Source organism: Vibrio sp. B1ASS3, from assembly GCF_905175355.1.
GTDB lineage: Bacteria > Pseudomonadota > Gammaproteobacteria > Enterobacterales > Vibrionaceae > Vibrio > Vibrio owensii.
Genome location: NZ_HG992742.1, coordinates 752522 through 769146, shown reverse-complemented (window position 1 = coordinate 769146; position 16625 = coordinate 752522). Strand labels below are relative to the sequence as shown.

The window sequence follows — 16625 nt, the reverse complement described above, 5'->3', positions numbered from 1 at the left end:
GGTCTTACCAATCAAATAGGTTATTCAACCAATTAGATTTTTTCTCACACTGCTGTTTGATTTGCCCAGACTTGTCCCACACTGGCAGCTTGTATTCACTGCGACAGTTCATTTCCAGCGCACCATTAGCGGCTTTTTGGAATCCTAATGTGGTCACTTCTTTTGGCCAAGGTAACTCTAGTCGCTCAGGGATACGTTGTTTCAGGTATTCCGCATAGACACGCAATGCACCACTTGAACCAGTAAGCTTGGTCGACTTGTTATCATCGCGACCGAGCCAAACGGTTGTCACTTCACGGCCGTCAACACCCACAAACCAACTATCACGGCTGTCGTTACTGGTACCGGTTTTGCCTGCCAGAGCAGCCCACGCGAACTGACTTTGTAGGAATCGACCTGTCCCTTGAGCGACCCCTTGCTTCATCGCGTAAGTCGTCAACCAAGCCGCTTGTTGGTCCACCGCTTGAGATGAGCGAGGTAGTGATTGATAAAGCACATTGCCATCCATATCGATCACAGAGCGTAATGCCGATAACTTGGCGCGCTTACCTGAGTTAGTGACTGTCTGGTACATCTGCGCGACTTCAAATGGCGTCAACGAGAAGGAACCAAGGAACATAGAAGGGACTGGACGAATTTCATTCTTATCCACGCCCAAACGCTCTAGCGTAGCCGAAACTTCTGGAATGCCCAGCTCCATCCCCAAACGCACGGTTGGCACATTGAGTGATTTCGCCAACGCTAAGTACAGCGGCACATCACCACGGAACTTACGGTCGAAGTTACGTGGCGACCAAACCGAGCCTTTACTGCCTTTCAAGCTAAGCGGAGTATCGTGAAGCGTGGTTGCAAGGTTGTACTTCTCTGGCTGCTCTAGCGCAGTTAAATAGATCGCAGGTTTTACCAAAGAGCCAATCGGACGACTTGCATTCAAGGCGCGGTTAAAACCTTCATAGCCAACACGTTTACCACCGACCATAGCGCGAATCTCGCCACTATGACGGTCAACCGCAACCGCTGCAGCCTCCAACTCTTTACCTGCTCGTTTAGCAAGCTCAGGGACTTTTTTCGCGATAGCTTGCTCTAACTTGCTTTGCGATACCGGGTCGAGAGAAGTAAACAAACGTAAGCCGGTTTCAGCTTTGAAGTTGTCACCTACTTTTTCTTTCAGCTCAATGTTCAGTTGTTGGAAGTACGCCGGCTGACGACTCGCGATACGAGGTTTACTTTGTGTATCTAACGGACGATTTACCGCTTGTTCGTATTGCTGCGCGGTTAACATGTCTTGTTGCATCAACAAACGCAATACCAAGTCACGACGCGTTTTGGTGCGCTCAGGGTAACGAATTGGGTTGTAGTAAGACGGTCCTTTCACCATACCTACCAACATCGCGAGTTGGTCGATACGAAGCTCTTGAATCGGTTGACCGAAGTAGTAACGTGATGCCAAAGCAAAACCATGGATTGCATCTCCGCCACTCTGACCTAAGTAAACTTCATTCAAATAAGCTTCAAGAATACGGTCTTTGCTGTAGCGGTAGTCCAGAATCAGAGCAATGTACGCTTCACGGACTTTTCGCCACAAGGTTTTATCACGTGTCAGGAATAAGTTTTTCGCTAACTGCTGAGTCAAGGTACTACCACCTTGAACAGTACGACCCGCTTTGATGTTAGCAACAAGGGCACGGCCAATCGCCAGCGGCGAAACGCCATCATGCTGATAGAAATCACGGTCTTCAGTTGCTAACAGTGCATCGACAAGCACTTCTGGGAATTGATCTCGACGTAAGAACAGGCGCTGTTCATTCTGATCTTTTTCCAACATTCCTAGCATCTTAGGTTCAATGCGCAAGTAACCAAGATCGCCTTTGGATTCCAAAGATTGAATGCGTTGTAAACCACTGCTTGAAAAATGCAGCATGACGTGACGATCAGGCTCAGGACCATCAGCAAACTCGAACGGACGACGAATAAGCTCAATACGCGTCGAAGAAGAAGAGTATTCACCAGGGTAACGAGGCTGACTTACCTTACGGTAGTTCAATACATCAAGCTCATTACGCATCTCTTTGATGGTAATGTTCTCACCCGGACTCAAATTGAGGATACGCGCATAAACGACAGTTGGCAGATCAAACAGCTGGCCGTCAAAGCGGTCTTTCACCACACTATCAAGATAGATACCAACAAACAGCAACACCGCCGCAAGCGCTACACCCGCTTTCCAGCTAAATGACCAAATGATTTTAAGCCAAGACCGCTTGCCATTACTTGGCTTCTTCGATGGCGATTTTCTCGGTCGCTTCGCTCCGCTTTTCTTAGCGGCAGTCGTTTTACTTGACGTTGTTTTCTTGGCTGGTGCTCTTTTTGCACCGGGCTTTTTTGTATCAGTCATTATTCAATTGTCTTTTTGTTTTTGTTGTCGCTACATGAGTGGCAGGATCGTCAGGCCAAACGTGTTTTGGATATCGGCCTTTCATCTCTTTTTGCACTTCTTTGTAGCTTCCTGCCCAAAAGGCAGCTAAATCCGTTGTCACCTGAAGAGGACGCTGTGCTGGAGAAAGTAACTCTAACACCAATCGCTTGCGACCTTGTGCCACGGTTGGAGAAGTGCTCTCTCCAAACACTTCTTGCATACGCACTGACAGTACTGGTTCATGACCAAATTGGTAACGAATGCGCTTTTTCGAACCTGTTGGTAAGCGATAATCTTCTGGTAACCACTCATCAATCTGTTGATTCAACGGCCAACCTAATCGAGCGTTCAACGCTTCCACTAGGTTCACTTTCGCCAAATCTTTCACCGATGATACCGTGCTCATGTACGGCTCTAGCCACTCTTCTAGGCCATTAAGCAAACTGGTCTCATCAAAACTTGGCCAAGCTTGCTCAGGTAACCATTCCACTGCGCAGCGAATACGTTCTAACAAATTTTCCGCTGCCGACGTCCAGTTTAGACTCTGTAAGCCCTGACGGCGGACATAAGTGAGTAAAGCTTGTGTCATTTTTTCTTTACCCGGACTCGGCAACGCTTCGCGCTTAATCACCAGTTGACCAAGTTTGATTTGGCGTTCGGCAATCAAACGGCCTTTTTTCTCATCCCAATCAACCAGCTCAGCCACCGTGAAAAGGTGCTCGAACGTTTCTTGTAATGCGTTGATATCTAAGTCACAAGCTAGGTTCATTTGGCTTGAGTTAGAATGCGAGCGCATCAAATCAATCGTAACTAAGTAATCACAACCACCAAGAGTCTCTTCTGGCCGACACTCAGCACCATGCCCGTTCGACAAAGTAAAACGACCATATTGGTTAACACGCTGCTGCGCAATGCGATCTGGGAAAGCTAAGCTCAATACTAGCGCCAGCACTCGCTCATCGACATTAGGTAGGCTGAATACCGTATCCAGTTTGTGCGCCAGCGCTTGAGATCGCTTGTGCAATATCGCTTTCTTTGCATGTGTACCACTTATCCAGCGATGTAGGCTATGCGCGATGTTAGTCACATTGCGCTCAGGCTCTTCAATTAGGGCGACCGCAGCCAAAGCAGTATTTAGCATTTTTTCACTGCGCTGCTGTGCTTGAATCAGCATTGCTGCAGAGCGCGGCTCTACACCAAGAGCGTGGGCCGTCTTACCTGCAGAAGTAAGTTGGCCTTGCTCGGTAAGTAACCCTAAAGAAATCAACAGCTGTTTAGCCTGAGCAAGCGATGCTGAAGAAGGAATATTCAACCATTTAAGCTCAGCGATATCCCCTGCTCCCCAGAATGCCAGTTCCATTACTAAGCTTGCTAAATCTGAGTGCAGGATTTCTGGTTGGGGAACTTGCGGTTGCTGCTTGAATTGGCTTTCTGAATACAATCGGACGCAAATGCCCTCTTCAATACGCCCTGCACGGCCAGCACGTTGAATTACAGACGATTGTGCCACTCGCACTTGCTCTAATCGCGTAAGTCCATTCTTCAAATCAAAACGCGCCACACGTTCTAATCCAGAATCGACGACCAATCGAATGCCTTCAATGGTCAAAGAAGTTTCAGCAATGTTAGTCGCGAGCACGACTTTGCGTTTACCTCCAGAAGCGGGAGCGATCGCTTTTTGCTGCTCGGCAAAGCTAAGTTGACCATAAAGAGGACACACTTCTACGTTATCAGGTAGGTGTACTAAACGCTCTTGCACTTGCTTGATGGCACCGATACCCGGAAGAAAAGCAAGCAAAGAGCCAGACTCTTTGCTCATCAAGTGCTCGATCGTTTTTGCCATGGAGGTCGGCAAATGATCATTCGCCCCAAGCGGTAAATAGCGCGTTTCTACCTCAAAACTACGACCTTCCGACTCAATGTAAACCGCCTCTGGTAATAAGGATTGCAAGGCATCTTGGTCAAGCGTTGCCGACATCACCACCAGCTTTAAATCGTCCCGTAATGCTTCTTGAACTTCTAAACTGAACGCTAATGCGGTATCGGCATGAATGCTACGCTCGTGAAATTCATCAAAAATCAGTAGATCAATGCCGTCTAATTCAGGGTCACTTTGGATCATGCGCGTCATGATCCCTTCCGTCACAATTTCAAGTTGAGTGTGCTTACTCACCTTTGTCTCGCCACGCACTCGGTAACCCACACGCTCTCCTACTTGCTCTCCCAACTGCTGCGCCAAATAACGTGCGATATTGCGCGCAGCAAGACGACGAGGCTCTAGCATTACAATCTTGCCCGTCACGGCTTGGCTTTTAAGAAGTTGTAGTGGGAAGTAAGTGGATTTACCGGCACCAGGAGCTGCCTTGAGGATCACTTGGTGTTGATGTTTGACCGCCGTAAGTAATTGTGGCATCACGGCTTCGATCGGCAATTGTGACAAAGGAAATACCCTATGTTGTAATGTTGGGCACATTGTACATAAAAACACTCTTGGCTAAATAAGCAAATGCAATTCGAACCCGCTCTAGAGTCCGCGACTCTACTTAAACGCTACAAACGCTTCCTTGCCGATATCGAATTGGATAACGGTGAGATTCGAACAATTCACTGTGCGAACACTGGCGCAATGACAGGCTGTGCCACTCCAGGCAACAAAGTTTGGTACTCCACTTCTGATAACCCAAAGCGCAAATACCCAAACAGTTGGGAACTGAGCGAAACGCCACAAGGGCATCGTATTTGTATAAATACCGCTCGTGCCAATCAACTGGCGGTAGAAGCAATTGAAAATAATGTCATTTCGGAACTGTCTGGATATGACCAACTTCAAACTGAAGTGAAATACGGCAATGAAAATAGCCGAATTGATATCTTGCTCAGCGCAAGTGATAAATCAAAGTGTTATATAGAAGTGAAGAGCGTCACCCTACTTGATGAGGAAAGTTCATCGGGACAAGGTTATTTCCCTGATGCCGTGACCACGCGAGGACAAAAGCACCTGCGAGAGCTCACAGAAATGGCACAAACTGGAAGTAGAGCCATACTTTTATTCACTGTTTTACATTCAGGTATTGAAAAAGTATCTGCGGCGCACCATATAGACGCGAAATATTCAACGTTACTAAAACAAGCACAAGACGCTGGAGTAGAAGTTCTCTGCTACAAAGCTGAACTGAGCAACACTGAAGTCAAGCTAATCTCTGCTATTGAATTTATCAATTGAGAGAAAAAATGATGTCGTCTTCACATTGACGATAAGTTTGCGATTCAGTAATTGCCTGCACCGCCTCTTTTTGCTATAGATACCCGCCTTAAATTGACTGCGATGCAGTTGACTAGGTGTAAGTAGGAGATGCTGTATGCCAGAATCAAAGAAGAAAACGATAGGCATCCTAGCCATTGCCGGTGTGGAGCCATATCAGGAAAAGCCTGGTGAAGAATACATGTCACCAGAGCAGGTTGAACACTTTACAAAGATCTTAACAGCTTGGCGTAATCAGCTCAGGGAAGAAGTCGATCGCACTGTACACCACATGCAGGACGAAGCAGCGAACTTCCCAGATCCAGTTGACCGTGCCTCTCAAGAGGAAGAGTTCAGCTTAGAACTGCGTAACCGTGACCGTGAGCGTCGCCTGATCAAGAAGATCGAAAAGACTCTAGACAAAATTACTGAAGACGATTTCGGCTTCTGTGAATCTTGTGGCGTAGAGATTGGCGTTCGTCGCCTAGAAGCGCGTCCAACTGCTGACCTTTGTATTGACTGTAAAACACTTGCAGAAATCAAAGAGAAACAGATGCAAGGTTAATCAACCACGCATTATGATTATTGAAAGGGAGCTCAGGCTCCCTTTTTGTTTTGACTAGCTTTTTAACGCTAAACTTCTAGTTTTACCCGAATACTTTCGAGATACACGCATGACACGCTATGTAGGTCGATTTGCCCCATCCCCTTCAGGACCATTACATTTTGGTTCCTTAGTTGCCGCTCTTGGCAGCTACTTTCAAGCAAAAGCCAATCAAGGGACTTGGCTCGTTCGTATCGAAGATCTTGACCCACCGAGAGAAATGCCTGGTGCGGCAGAAGATATTCTTAATGCGCTCCAAGCTTATCAACTCCACTGGGATGGTGAAGTGGTGTATCAAAGTGAACGACACCATTTATACCAAGCACAAATTGATGCGTGGTTGGAGAATGGCGATGCTTATTATTGCCAATGTACACGCAAGCAAATAAAAGAACATGGTGGTTATTATCTCGGCACTTGCCGCGACAAAGGCTTGAAAGAAGGTGCGATTCGCCTAAGAATGACTAAGCCCATCGCCAATTTCCTCGATCAGAAGCATGGTTTGATGACCATTCCTGAAGCGTTAGTAAATGAAGATTTCATTATTAAACGTCGAGATGGATTATTTGCCTATAATCTTGCGGTAGTATTAGACGATATCGACCAAGGGGTGACTGAAGTCGTCCGTGGTGCTGACTTAATTGAGCCCACAGGTCGTCAAATCAGCTTGTATCAAATTCTTGGACAACCAGAAGTTAGCTACTTGCATTTACCATTGGCGATGGACACTAACGGCAACAAACTGTCGAAACAAAACCATGCGACAGCCATTGATGTCGCTAATCCGAAGCCAGCTCTGCTGCATGCAATGACATTTTTAGGATTCGATATTCCTGACGATATTCGAACCGCTAACGTAGACGAAATCCTACGTTGGGGCTGCGAAAATTGGCGTTTGCAACAGCTTCCAGCGGAGATCGAGATCACACCGTGATTCTCAAACGGCACTGTGTAGGCTATCATTAGCCGCAAAATTGGCCCTAGAGGCATAAAAACTAACCAAAGCAAGATTGGATTAAACCCAGTTATTGCCAGATGCACATGAATACAAACGACAATACAACAAGCGAATCTGCCATGATCCCAGAACTCGCTCTCAATGTACTTACTCGTGAAGAGCACAACATTTCGCGTAAGCAGATCAGTGATAATGCACTGAAGGTGCTATACCGACTAAACGGTGCCGGTTTCGATGCTTTTCTTGTGGGTGGCGGGGTTCGAGACTTACTGCTTGGACAAAAACCAAAAGACTTTGATATCGCAACTAACGCGACACCAGAGCAAATCAAACAACTGTTTAGAAACTGCCGTTTGATTGGCCGTCGCTTCCGTCTTGCCCACATTATGTTTGGCCGAGACATCATCGAAGTTGCGACCTTCCGCGGTCACCACCAAGAGCAAAAGAACAAGAACGTTTCCCAGCAGTCAAAAGAAGGCATGCTGCTTCGTGACAATGTTTACGGCACTATTGATGAAGATGCAGAGCGCCGTGACTTCACGATTAACTCGATGTACTACAACATCGCAGATTACTCTATTCACGACTACGCTCGTGGTATTGAAGATCTAGAGGACCGTCTTGTTCGTCTAATCGGTGATCCAGAAACCCGTTACCGTGAAGACCCTGTGCGCATGCTGCGCGCTGTTCGCTTCGCAGTGAAACTTGACTTCGATATCGAAGAAGACACCGCAGCACCAATTGAAGAGATGGCACCGCTACTGCGTGATATCCCATCAGCACGTCTTTTCGAAGAATCGTTGAAGATGCTTCAATCTGGTCACGGTCTAGAGACTTATCACCTACTGCGCGAATACAACCTGTTCCAACAGTTGTTCCCTGTAATTGCTGAGCACTTCACTGAAGATTACGAATCTCATACCGAACAAATGCTAGATTTAGTGCTTGATTCGACCGATATGCGAATCGAAGAAGGCAAGCGCATCAATCCTGCGTTCATGTTTGCCGCGATGCTGTGGTACCCGCTATGTGCCATGGCAGATAAACTAATGGAACAGCGTAACCTGTGCCATTACGATGCCATCATGGAAGCGAGCAACATCATTCTTGATGACCAAGTTCGTACCATTGCCATTCCACGCCGTCACACAGCGACGATTCGTGAAATTTGGCAGCTGCAATTACGCCTTCCACGACGCAACGGTAAACGTGCATTCCGCCTAATGGAGCTCAACAAATTTAGAGCTGGCTTTGATTTTCTTGAAATGCGCGGTGAAATTGAAGGCGGTGATACTCAGAAGCTTGCCAAGTGGTGGGAAACTTTCCAAAATGCTGGCCGAGAAATGCGCCAAGCTATGGCTGCGGACCTAGACGGCCAAGCGCCTAAAACCGGTCAACGCCGCCGTAAAACTTACCGCAAGAAAAAGAGTAAGCCTAAGTCATGATCACAGCGTACATTGCGGTAGGCAGTAACTTGGCTGATCCTGTCAGCCAAGCCAAGCAAGCGATCGAAGCCCTTAAAACATTGCCAAACTCTGAGTTTGTGCAGGCTTCATCACTTTACAGCAGTACACCGATGGGACCGCAAAACCAACCGGATTACATCAACGCGGTTGTGGCGATAAAAACCAATTTGACGCCTCTTGAACTGCTCGATTGCACCCAAGCGATTGAGCAAGAACAAGGGCGTGTCCGTAAAGATGAACGCTGGGGTCCACGAACTTTGGATCTCGACATGATTCTTTATGGCAATGAGGTGATCGATTCCGAAAGACTGACAGTTCCACACTATGGAATGAGAGAGCGCGAGTTCGTACTCTACCCTCTTGCGGAAATTGCACCAAGTTTACAACTCCCAGACGGGACCGAGGTGTCGTCACTACTTGCACAAGTAGATCGTAACGGCCTCAATATTTGGCAGTCATAGCCAACTCCTAGTGAGGATAAAACAATGAAAAAAATGACCATTAACGACCTGATTAAGTGGAAGCAAGAAGGTCGTAAATTTGCTACTTCAACTGCATACGATGCAAGCTTTGCCCAACTTTTTGAAAGCCAAGAAATGCCAGTTCTATTGATCGGTGACTCTCTAGGCATGGTTCTGCAAGGTAAAAACGATACATTACCGGTAACCGTTGAAGATATTGCTTATCACACGCGCTGTGTACGCGCTGGTAGCCCGAATTGCCTATTGATGGCTGATATGCCATTCATGAGCTACGCAACGCCTGAGCAAGCGTGTGAGAACGCAGCAACGTTAATGCGTGCTGGTGCAAATATGGTAAAAATCGAAGGCGGCGATTGGTTAGCTGATACGGTTAAGATGCTAACTGAACGTGCCGTTCCTGTTTGTGCTCACCTAGGCCTAACACCTCAATCTGTAAACATCTTTGGTGGTTACAAAGTACAAGGCCGCGACCAAGAAAAAGCGGATCGCATGGTGAAAGACGCACTGGCTCTGCAAGAAGCTGGCGCTCAAATTGTTTTGCTAGAGTGTGTTCCAGCTGAATTAGCGGATCGCATTACTCAAGTACTTGATGTACCTGTGATTGGTATCGGTGCTGGTAACGTGACTGATGGTCAAATTCTCGTAATGCACGATATGTTTGGAATTTCGGCGAACTACATGCCAAAATTCTCGAAAAACTTCCTTGCTGAAACAGGCGATATGCGCAAAGCCGTGGCTCAATACATGGCTGATGTCGAAAGCGGTGCATTCCCAGACGCAGCTCACACTATTGCCTAGAGGATAAATGCATGCAAACTTTTGCGGAAATCTCAGCGATTCGTGAACAGGTGAAAACCTTTAAGCGTGAAGGTCGCAAAGTGGCGTTTGTCCCAACCATGGGCAATCTACACGAAGGTCACTTGACGCTTGTTCGTAAAGCTCGTGAATACGCTGATGTCGTTGTCGTAAGCATCTTTGTTAACCCGATGCAGTTTGACCGTGCAGACGATTTAAACAACTACCCTCGCACTCTAGAAGAAGATTTAAGCAAACTAGGTGGCGAAGGTGTAGAAATGGTGTTCACTCCAACACCAGAAATCATCTACCCAGAAGGCTTAGACAAACAAACGTTTGTTGACGTACCGGGCTTATCAACCATCCTTGAAGGCGCTTCTCGCCCAGGTCACTTCCGTGGTGTTACCACCATCGTAAACAAGCTGTTCAATATCGTTCAGCCTGATGTAGCTTGCTTTGGTGAGAAAGACTTCCAACAGCTTGCTGTGATTCGTAAGATGGTTGATGACCTAGCAATGGACATCGAAATCATTGGCGTACCAACTGTACGTGAAATGGACGGCTTAGCGATGAGCTCTCGCAATGGTCTGTTGACGATTGATGAGCGCCAACGTGCTCCAGTTTTAGCTCGCACTATGCGTTGGATTAGCAGTGCGATGCGCGGCGGCCGTGACGATTATGCTTCTGTGATTGAAGATGCGAACGACCAACTGCGTGCAGCTGGTCTACAGCCTGATGAAATCTTCATTCGTGATGCTCGTACACTTCAAGCGATTACTGCAGAGACCACTCAAGCGGTGATCTTGATGTCTGCATTCTTAGGTAAAGCACGCCTAATCGACAACCAAACGGTTGATATGGTGGTAGAAACCAAAGAAGAAGAATCAAGCGAAGCGAATTCAGCAAGCGCTGAATAAGCGAAATGCATAAACGAAAAGGTCGGCACTACGCCGACCTTTTTTGTATCTCATGAATGGATTTATGAGTAAACGCATTCAAGACCTTCAGGACGCGTTTTGAATCGCTTATGTAGCCACATCCATGCAGGAATATCTCTTCTGATCATTCCTTCTAATTCTTGATTCAAAATACTGGCCGCTTTGACAGGATTACGTCGCTCAAACTGCTGACTAAGGTCATGACCGATATAAAGCGTATATTGGTTTCCACTCATGACCGTCACTCCGGACATCACTGCGCACTTAGTCGCATCAATCAACACGCTCGAACCCACCGTACTTGCCGCTTGTTCAACCGCAAAAAACGGCGCAAAAACAGAGTTATTCACACCATAATCATGATCCGGTAAGTACCACAGTCGCTGTCCATTTTTCAGAACTTTGAGCATCGATTTCACGTCTTTTCGATCAATCATTTGGTGCCCGCAGCGAGTGCGTCCACGATGCTGGACGAATTCATAAACAGGGTTCGAGTTTGGCCGATACACCCCATAACCTTTCGCAAACTGGCTAAAAATACGCGCCGTCATTTCAAGGTTAAGGTGATGACTACACACCACCAGCACTCCTCGTCCATTTCTCTCTTGCTCAAGTAAACGCTCTTTTCCGACCACCTTGGCTAAACGCTTCACGCGCCAATCAGGCCAAAACCAAGCCATTCCCGTCTCGATGAGCGCCATACCCGTGTATTTAAAGTTTGTCTTTACCAACTCATCGCATTCTTGAGCGCTGTATTCGGGAAAGCAGAGTTTCAAGTTTTGCTTAGCAATGCCTTTACGACGTTTCATGGCCGGCATCGCAAGCAAGCCAATACTTCGCCCCAGAAAACGCAAGGCTGAGTATGGGAGCAGATTGACGATCAGCGCCAAAAGACCAAAGGCAAACCAAACAGACCAGTATTTAGGAAGAAGCAATTTAAAGGAGAAAGATGGAGAGGGGACAATATTCATGGCTTCACTCATTTGCATCAAATGCATTTACAAAAGTTGAATGAAACCTAGCATGTTAGAAGTCGAAAATTTGTATGGGAATGTATCGATGTGCATAAAGAAAGAGCAGCTCTTATGGCTGCTCTTTCAAACTTTGTTCGGATTAACTTCTTAAGCCAATGCCTTTAGTCACGAGGTAATGCGCCACAGCGTAAAGTGCGATAACAAATACGGTCAGAACACTAAATGAGGTGACGATACCTACATCAGACACACCTAAGAAACCGTAACGGAACGCATTCACCATGTAGACGATTGGGTTCAACTTAGACACGCCTTGCCAGAATTCAGGCAATAAGCTAATTGAGTAGAATACACCACCAAGGTAAGTCAGCGGCGTTAAAACAAACGTAGGGATGATAGAGATATCATCAAACGTTCTTGCGTAAACCGCATTGATCAAACCGCCTAGTGAGAACACAACAGATGTCATAAACACCGTTGCGATGATGATGCCCCAATGGTCAACTTGCAGATCAACAAAGAACAGCGACACGAAAGTAACGATGGTGCCCACCAGCAGGCCACGAACCACGCCTCCCATAACAAAACCAAGAATGATGATGTAGTTTGGTACCGGTGCAACAAGCAGCTCTTCGATATTACGTTGGAACTTGGAGCTAAAGAATGACGATGCGACGTTAGAATACGAGTTGGTGATCACCGACATCATGATCAAACCCGGCACGATGTATTCCATGTAGCTAAAGCCGTTCATCTCACCAATACGAGAGCCAATCAAGCTACCGAAGATGATGAAGTACAATGTCATAGTGATCGCTGGCGGAACTAAGGTTTGCACCCAAATACGAGTAAAGCGGTTGATCTCTTTGGTCAACAGGCTACAGAAAGCTGTCCAATACAACTTATACATTATTGGTTACCTCCACGTACAATGCTGACAAACAACTCTTCCAAACGGTTGGCTTTGTTACGCATTGAAAGCACTTTCACATCATGCTCAGAAAGCTGACTAAATACCGAGTTCAAACCTTGGCTCTTATCCAACTCAATTTCTAATGAGCCGTTCACCATCATCTGGCTATTTACCCCTTCTAACATCGGCATTTCACCTTCAAACTCGACATCGAGAATAAAAGTTTCAACTCGAAGTTTGCCTAGCAGCGCTTTCATCGTCGTGTTCTCGATCAGCTCACCTTTATTGATGATACCGATGTTGCGACACAGCATTTCTGCCTCTTCAAGGTAGTGGGTTGTTAGGATGATAGTAATGCCCTGCTCTTGGTTAATCTCTTTCAAGAAATCCCACATAGAGCGGCGCAATTCGATATCCACACCCGCCGTTGGTTCATCAAGGATCAACAGCTGAGGCTCATGCATCAAAGCACGGGCAATCATCAAGCGACGCTTCATACCACCTGATAAATTACGTGCGCGCTCTTTGCGTTTTTCCCACAAATCGAGCTTAGTTAGGTATTTTTCCGCACGAACTTTAGCAAGCTCTTTGGATACGCCATAGTAGCCCGCTTGCTGCATTACAATTTGCTCAACCGTTTCAAATTGGTTGAAGTTGAATTCTTGTGGCACCAAGCCTAGGTTCTGCTTCGCTAATTCAAGATGCGTATCGATGTCGTAACCAAAAACCTTAGTCGTACCGGAGGTTTTGTTTACCAAAGAAGAGATAATGCCAATAGTGGTTGATTTACCTGCACCATTCGGCCCTAGAAGCGCGTAGAAGTCACCTTTTTCGACTTGTAGGCTGATGCCCTTCAACGCTTCAAATCCGCCCGCATAGGTCTTGCGAAGCTGTTCAATTTCTAATGCGTACATTGCGTAATAATTGCCATCTGTTGATGAATCGTGAATGCCAATACCGTGGGGATCATTGATAGCGACTCAAGAGTCGAAAGCGGTATTGCACTGAAGTTGAATTAGTTTATCGTTGAATAACGATGAATACAAATAAACCTTTCTATAAAATTAGAAATAACTATAAATCCTCGATTCCATTTACTAAAAAGCGCCACCAAATCTCTCTGGTAGCGCTTTTAAATAAGTCACTTAAACTACATGGTTAGCATTTGATGTTCATCGGTTTCTACATGTTTTACCGCTGCATTCAATGCTTCGTAGCGGAACTTGTAGGTGTTCTCATCAGGTACTAAATCAATCACGTGGAATTTCTCTAACTGCTCACGCGTACGTTGGTTTGGACACAGTAAATAGACTTCACACTCTGCATCCAAAGCATCTTTGATGGCGTTCTCTAGCGCCAACCCAACGGTCACATCAATCATAGGTACATCTGTTAGATCGAGGATCATCACTTCGTAATCCGAGATACTGGAGTGCTGACGCGAAATCGCCTTCGAAACGCTGAAGATCATTGGCCCAGAAAGATAGAAGAACAACACTTTTCCGTTGGCTCTGTCTAACAGTCCTCGCTCGCTGTCTGTCAGCGGTACATCGTCTTCATCCGCATCACTGATCGCCTTAACTTGGCGTGCTTGTTCACGGCTCAAACGTTCAATGATGATGATGTTAGAGATAAATACACCAAGGCCAACAGCGACAATCAAATCAACAAACACCGTCAATAGCATTACGCCATACATCACAGCCATGCCCGGGAAACTGACCTTGTGCGCGCGCTGAATAAAGCTCCAGTCAAGAATGTTGAAGCCAACATACACCGCAATACCCGCCAGTACCGCCATCGGAATCGGCTCGGTTAATCCACTTGCAACTAATACCACCAGCGCCAGAATCAAAGCACGAATCACACCAGATAAGGGCGAGCGAGCGCCAACTTGAATGTTGGTTACCGTTCCCATTGTCGCGCCAGCACCAGGCAGAGCCCCAAACAGACCAGAGATCATGTTTGCCAAACCTTGACCGCGCAGTTCCTTGTCTGAGTCGTGCTCTTTACGCGTCAAAGAGTCACCAATAACAGCCGTGAGCAAGGTATCAATACAACCTAATGTACCCAGTACTAAGGCATCAATGACCATTTCGGTAAACATCGCAGGATCAATGTGCGGCACAACCAAAGACGGCAAGCCTGCTGGGATTTCACCAATTCGGCGAATATCTTCAGCATCAAATAGGATGACCGAAAGTAAGGTGACTGCAACCAATGCAACTAACTGAGCTGGAACGTATTTACGGTACTGCTTAGGGAAGAAGAACAAGATTCCTAGCGTCAGCAAGCCCAAAAACAACTCGCTAAACTTCAGGTTAGAAATGGTGTCTGGTAATGCTGATAACGTCCCGATAACCCCACCAGAGGGCGCGGCATGACCTAACAGTGGCGAGAGCTGCAAGATAATCAGAATGACGCCGATACCCGACATAAAGCCGGAGATTACACTGTAAGGCATCAGCGTAACGTACTTACCTAGCTTTAATGTGCCGAGCACAATCTGGAATGCCCCCGCCATCATCACAACGGTGAAGGTCATTGCCATCCCCGTTTCAGGGTACTTGGCCATCATGCTGGTCAGTACGGCGGTCATGATCACGGTCATAGGACCGGTTGGTTCCGATATCAGGGTGTTTGAGCCACCAAACAGCGAAGCGAAAAGCCCCACCATGATCGCGCCCCATAAGCCTGCTTCTGCGCCAGCACCAGATGCGACACCAAAGGCTAACGCAAGAGGAAGTGAAATAATGGCCGTGGTGACGCCACCAAACAGATCCCCTTTCAAGTTGATATCCTTAAAGCGACTACCGAACATTGAATTTGCTCCCTGCATTAAAAAGACAAAATGCCATCAATCTAACAAATATTTCGTCAAAGAAAAAAACACAATAAAACCACGAATTCGCTAGGCTTATTCGCATACTGAATGATGTCTGCATATTTTATGATTTTCACAGCGAGAACTAGTCAGATGAGTCATCTTGAATGAATATTTAACGGGATCGAAATTGTAACATTGTGTATAGTTACAGCGCTGATCGCTTTGTAAGCACTGGGGAGTGGTTGGTTATTTTAATTTTTAGGGAAGTAGATGTCAGATGCCGGAAATTAAACAATTATTCGAAAATAACTCTAAGTGGTCAGAAGAAATCAAATCTGATCGCCCAGAATATTTCGCAAAACTAGCGGAAGGTCAAAAGCCCGACTTTCTATGGATTGGTTGTTCAGACAGTCGCGTTCCTGCAGAGCGACTAACAGGGCTGTTCTCGGGCGAGTTATTTGTTCACCGAAATGTTGCAAACCAGGTCATCCACACCGACCTAAACTGCCTATCTGTGGTGCAATACGCGGTCGACGTATTAAAAGTGAAGCACATTATTGTCTGTGGTCACTATGGCTGTGGCGGCGTCAACGCTGCAATCGATAATCCTCAACTTGGCCTCATCAACAACTGGCTACTTCACATTCGTGATCTTTACTTTAAACACCGCCCTTACCTAGACCAAATGCCGCTTGAAGACCGAGCTGACAAACTTGGTGAAATCAACGTTGCAGAGCAAGTTTACAACTTGGGTAACTCGACCATCATGCAAAACGCATGGGAACGTGGGCAAGACGTAGAGATTCATGGCGTGGTATATGGGATTGAAGATGGCCGCTTAGAGTACTTGGGCATTCGCTCAAATTCGAAAGAAACGGTGGAAGCGTCTTACCAAAAAGCACTCTCGACGATCCTTAACACAGATAACAAACTACTGTGTCGATGAGTTGAAAAGTATCAGTCAGACTGAATAAAAGAAAACGCCCGTTAAATGATTAACGGGCGTTTTTG

The 16625-nt window shown here is 46.4% G+C and carries 14 protein-coding genes; 8 read left to right on the top strand and 6 right to left on the bottom strand.

Annotated features, from left to right (window positions below; genetic code table 11):
* Positions 1-4 precede the first annotated feature (4 nt).
* Positions 5-2395 (bottom strand): penicillin-binding protein 1B, encoded by a 2391-nt coding sequence (gene mrcB / locus KJB05_RS03645; RefSeq protein WP_045418557.1) that lies wholly within the window; start codon positions 2393-2395, stop codon positions 5-7.
* On the bottom strand, positions 2388-4856 hold the full coding sequence (hrpB, locus tag KJB05_RS03640) for an ATP-dependent helicase HrpB (RefSeq protein ID WP_208445174.1): 2469 nt from the start codon (positions 4854-4856) through the stop codon (positions 2388-2390). Before hrpB ends, mrcB begins: the two co-directional genes overlap by 8 nt.
* A 66-nt stretch (positions 4857-4922) precedes the next feature.
* On the opposite strand from hrpB, the gene sfsA reads away from it, so the two are divergent.
* From sfsA to panC, 7 genes are all read left to right on the top strand, one after another.
* A complete protein-coding gene (gene sfsA, locus KJB05_RS03635; protein ID WP_020196598.1) occupies positions 4923-5639 on the top strand; it encodes a DNA/RNA nuclease SfsA in 717 nt (238 codons plus the stop codon).
* 136 nt (positions 5640-5775) lie between these two features.
* Positions 5776-6222 (top strand): RNA polymerase-binding protein DksA, encoded by a 447-nt coding sequence (gene dksA, locus KJB05_RS03630; RefSeq protein ID WP_005439389.1) that lies wholly within the window; start codon positions 5776-5778, stop codon positions 6220-6222.
* 109 nt (positions 6223-6331) lie between these two features.
* Positions 6332-7195 carry a tRNA glutamyl-Q(34) synthetase GluQRS gene (gene gluQRS, locus KJB05_RS03625; protein ID WP_208445173.1) on the top strand — a complete coding sequence of 288 codons (864 nt, stop codon included), beginning with the start codon at positions 6332-6334 and terminating at the stop codon, positions 7193-7195.
* 101 nt (positions 7196-7296) lie between these two features.
* Complete coding sequence (gene pcnB / locus KJB05_RS03620) at positions 7297-8664, top strand: polynucleotide adenylyltransferase PcnB (protein ID WP_005439387.1); 1368 nt, start codon at positions 7297-7299, stop codon at positions 8662-8664.
* Entirely contained in the window at positions 8661-9146 is a 486-nt protein-coding gene (gene folK / locus KJB05_RS03615; protein WP_009707557.1) for a 2-amino-4-hydroxy-6-hydroxymethyldihydropteridine diphosphokinase, read from the top strand. Before pcnB ends, folK begins: the two co-directional genes overlap by 4 nt.
* Before the next feature lie 24 nt (positions 9147-9170).
* Positions 9171-9965 carry a 3-methyl-2-oxobutanoate hydroxymethyltransferase gene (gene panB / locus KJB05_RS03610; RefSeq protein ID WP_208445172.1) on the top strand — a complete coding sequence of 265 codons (795 nt, stop codon included), beginning with the start codon at positions 9171-9173 and terminating at the stop codon, positions 9963-9965.
* Positions 9966-9976: 11 nt separating this feature from the next.
* Positions 9977-10879 carry a pantoate--beta-alanine ligase gene (gene panC / locus KJB05_RS03605; RefSeq protein WP_009707558.1) on the top strand — a complete coding sequence of 301 codons (903 nt, stop codon included), beginning with the start codon at positions 9977-9979 and terminating at the stop codon, positions 10877-10879.
* A gap of 62 nt (positions 10880-10941) precedes the next feature.
* Here panC and KJB05_RS03600 read toward each other — a convergent pair whose 3' ends face one another.
* The 4 genes from KJB05_RS03600 to KJB05_RS03585 all read right to left on the bottom strand — a co-directional run bounded on the left by KJB05_RS03600 (position 10942) and on the right by KJB05_RS03585 (position 15608).
* On the bottom strand, positions 10942-11871 hold the full coding sequence (locus KJB05_RS03600; RefSeq protein WP_208445182.1) for a Kdo(2)-lipid IV(A) acyltransferase: 930 nt from the start codon (positions 11869-11871) through the stop codon (positions 10942-10944).
* A 142-nt stretch (positions 11872-12013) separates the two neighbouring features.
* Positions 12014-12784 carry an ABC transporter permease gene (locus KJB05_RS03595; protein WP_005439358.1) on the bottom strand — a complete coding sequence of 257 codons (771 nt, stop codon included), beginning with the start codon at positions 12782-12784 and terminating at the stop codon, positions 12014-12016.
* Positions 12784-13701 carry an ABC transporter ATP-binding protein gene (locus KJB05_RS03590; protein WP_005439357.1) on the bottom strand — a complete coding sequence of 306 codons (918 nt, stop codon included), beginning with the start codon at positions 13699-13701 and terminating at the stop codon, positions 12784-12786. The genes KJB05_RS03595 and KJB05_RS03590 overlap by 1 nt, the downstream gene beginning before the upstream one ends.
* A gap of 236 nt (positions 13702-13937) precedes the next feature.
* A complete protein-coding gene (locus tag KJB05_RS03585) occupies positions 13938-15608 on the bottom strand; it encodes a SulP family inorganic anion transporter (RefSeq protein WP_020196604.1) in 1671 nt (556 codons plus the stop codon).
* A 283-nt stretch (positions 15609-15891) separates the two neighbouring features.
* On the opposite strand from KJB05_RS03585, the gene can reads away from it, so the two are divergent.
* Positions 15892-16560, top strand: a complete 669-nt coding sequence (can, locus tag KJB05_RS03580) for a carbonate dehydratase (RefSeq protein WP_005439355.1) — start codon at positions 15892-15894, stop codon at positions 16558-16560.
* Positions 16561-16625 lie beyond the last annotated feature (65 nt).